2 rRNA genes are annotated in these 3,490 nt (G+C 53.1%); both read right to left on the reverse strand.

Going from position 1 to position 3,490, the window contains the following annotated elements:
- Positions 1 to 56: 56 nt before the first annotated feature.
- A 5S ribosomal RNA gene (rrf, locus tag CXY74_RS00065) occupies positions 57 to 173 on the reverse strand.
- A gap of 122 nt (positions 174 to 295) precedes the next feature.
- Positions 296 to 3,423 (reverse strand): 23S ribosomal RNA (locus tag CXY74_RS00070).
- Positions 3,424 to 3,490 lie beyond the last annotated feature (67 nt).

Genomic DNA, 3,490 nt, shown 5'->3' on the forward strand with positions numbered 1-3,490 from the left:
GTTAACGCAGAAAAGCCATCCCGTGAGGGATGGCTTTTCTGGTGTTTCTAAGTTAAGTCCGGCGGTGTCCTACTCTCCCACAGGGTCCCCCCTGCAGTACCATCGGCGCTGAGAGTCTTAGCTTCCGGGTTCGGAATGTGACCGGGCGTTTCCCTCTCGCTATAGCCGCCGAAACATCTTCCGATGAATCGATTCTATATTTTTCAGTTATAGAGCCTTCATGACGAAGGCGTTGTTCTCGACCGTACATCGAGAACCACATAGTGGACGCTAAAGCAGCTTCTTCAAACTGAGTGTTATCAAATTATCGGCTTATTAGTACCGGTCAGCTTCATGGGTCTTTAGTCCCCACTTCCACATCCGGCCTATCAACGCAGTAGTCTAGCTGCGAGCCTCTCCCCCGAAGGGATGGAAATCTCATCTCGAAGCCGGCTTCCCGCTTAGATGCTTTCAGCGGTTATCCGTTCCGAACGTAGCTAATCAGCGGTGCTCCTGGCGGAACAACTGACACACCAGAGGTTCGTCCATCCCGGTCCTCTCGTACTAGGGATAGATCTTCTCAAATTTCCTGCGCGCGCAGCGGATAGGGACCGAACTGTCTCACGACGTTCTAAACCCAGCTCGCGTACCGCTTTAATGGGCGAACAGCCCAACCCTTGGGACCTACTCCAGCCCCAGGATGCGACGAGCCGACATCGAGGTGCCAAACCATGCCGTCGATATGGACTCTTGGGCAAGATCAGCCTGTTATCCCCGAGGTACCTTTTATCCGTTGAGCGACAGCGCTTCCACAAGCCACTGCCGGATCACTAGTCCCGACTTTCGTCCCTGCTCGACTTGTCAGTCTTACAGTCAAGCTCCCTTGTGCACTTACACTCGACACCTGATTACCAACCAGGTTGAGGGAACCTTTGGGCGCCTCCGTTACTTTTTAGGAGGCAACCGCCCCAGTTAAACTACCCACCAGGCACTGTCCCTGAACCGGATCACGGTTCGAAGTTAGGTATCCAATATGACCAGAGTGGTATTTCAACAATGACTCCACCTGAACTAGCGTCCAAGCTTCACAGTCTCCCACCTATCCTACACAAGCCACACCGAACACCAATACCAAGCTGTAGTAAAGGTCACGGGGTCTTTCCGTCCTGCTGCGCGTAACGAGCATCTTTACTCGTAATGCAATTTCGCCGAGTTCGCGGTTGAGACAGCTGGGAAGTCGTTACGCCATTCGTGCAGGTCGGAACTTACCCGACAAGGAATTTCGCTACCTTAGGATGGTTATAGTTACCACCGCCGTTTACTGGGGCTTAAATTCTCAGCTTCGCCTTGCGGCTAACCGTTCCTCTTAACCTTCCAGCACCGGGCAGGCGTCAGTCCGTATACATCGTCTTGCGACTTAGCACGGACCTGTGTTTTTAGTAAACAGTCGCTTCCCACTGGTCTCTGCGGCCTTCGAACGCTCCCGGAGCAAGTCCGTTCACGCCTCAGGCCCCCCTTCTCCCGAAGTTACGGGGGCATTTTGCCGAGTTCCTTAACCACGATTCTCTCGATCTCCTTAGTATTCTCTACCTGATCACCTGAGTCGGTTTGGGGTACGGGTGACTAAAACCTCGCGTCGATGCTTTTCTTGGCAGCATAGGATCACTGATTTCACCCTTACGGGCTACCCATCGGGTCTCAGGCATCATGAACGACGGATTTGCCTATCGTTCGCCCTACATCCTTAGACCGGGTCAACCATCGCCCGGCTCAGCTACCTTCCTGCGTCACACCTGTTAATACGCTAACCGCACCAGCATAGGGTCGCACGCTAGGCCCCACGCTTCACCCCGAAGGGATCCATCTAGGGGATTCAGATGCTTAGCATTACTGGATTAGCTTGGGCGGTTTTTCGTCAGTACGGGAATATCAACCCGTTGTCCATCGACTACGCCTGTCGGCCTCGCCTTAGGTCCCGACTTACCCAGGGCGGATTAGCCTGGCCCTGGAACCCTTGATCTTTCGGAGGACGGGTTTCTCACCCGTCTTTCGCTACTCATGCCTGCATTCTCACTCGTGTGGCCTCCACGGCTGGTTTACACCGCCGCTTCGCTGGCCACACGACGCTCTCCTACCCATCAACACGGCTGAACCAACACCACAAGGGTGCGGCTAACCAAAAATATCAATGCCACAACTTCGGTGGCGTGCTTGAGCCCCGTTACATTGTCGGCGCGGAATCACTTGACCAGTGAGCTATTACGCACTCTTTCAAGGGTGGCTGCTTCTAAGCCAACCTCCTGGTTGTCTGTGCAACTCCACATCCTTTCCCACTTAGCACGCGCTTTGGGACCTTAGTTGGTGGTCTGGGTTGTTTCCCTCTCGACGATGAAGCTTATCCCCCACCGTCTCACTGCTGCGCTCTCACTTACCGGCATTCGGAGTTTGGCTGACGTCAGTAAGCTTTTAGGCCCCATCGGCCATCCAGTAGCTCTACCTCCGGCAAGAAACACGCAACGCTGCACCTAAATGCATTTCGGAGAGAACCAGCTATCACGAAGTTTGATTGGCCTTTCACCCCTATCCACAGCTCATCCCCTCCATTTTCAACTGAAGTGGGTTCGGTCCTCCACGACGTCTTACCGTCGCTTCAACCTGGCCATGGATAGATCACTTCGCTTCGGGTCTAGGACATGCGACTGAATCGCCCTATTCAGACTCGCTTTCGCTACGCATTCCCCTCTCGGGTTAAGCTCGCCACATATCACTAACTCGCAGGCTCATTCTTCAAAAGGCACGCTGTCACCAGAACAAAGCTGGCTCCAACGGTTTGTAAGCAAACGGTTTCAGGTACTATTTCACTCCCCTCCCGGGGTACTTTTCACCTTTCCCTCACGGTACTTGTTCACTATCGGTCATGTAGGAGTATTTAGGCTTATCAGGTGGTCCTGACGGATTCACACGGGATTTCTCGGGCCCCGTGCTACTTGGGATACTTCTCGGGCGATTGCTGCATTTCGACTACGGGGTTCGCACCCTCTATGACCAGGCTTTCAATCCTGTTCGTCTATACAACGTTCTAACCCTTACCATTCGGTAGAATAGGCAGAAAAGTCCCGCAACCCCGACCATGCAACGCCTACCGGCTATCACACATGATCGGTTTAGCCTCATCCGGGTTCGCTCGCCACTACTAACGGAATCACTGTTGTTTTCTCTTCCTGTGGGTACTGAGATGTTTCACTTCCCCACGTTCCCTCTACCCGCCCTATATATTCAGGCGGGAGTCACCAGGTCACCTTGCGGGCCTGGCGGGGTTTCCCCATTCGGACATCCTCGGATCACAGTTCGTTTATCAACTCCCCGAGGCTTATCGCAGATTACTACGTCCTTCTTCGGCTCTACATGCCAAGGCATTCACCGTTTGCTCTTAAAAATTTGAAATCACATGAGTTTGAATCGATTAAGTATCACCACTCGAAAGTGATGATCGAAATTGACCAATGATCTA

The sequence above is a fragment of the Cryobacterium sp. Y29 genome (assembly GCF_002929825.1).
Lineage (GTDB): Bacteria > Actinomycetota > Actinomycetes > Actinomycetales > Microbacteriaceae > Cryobacterium.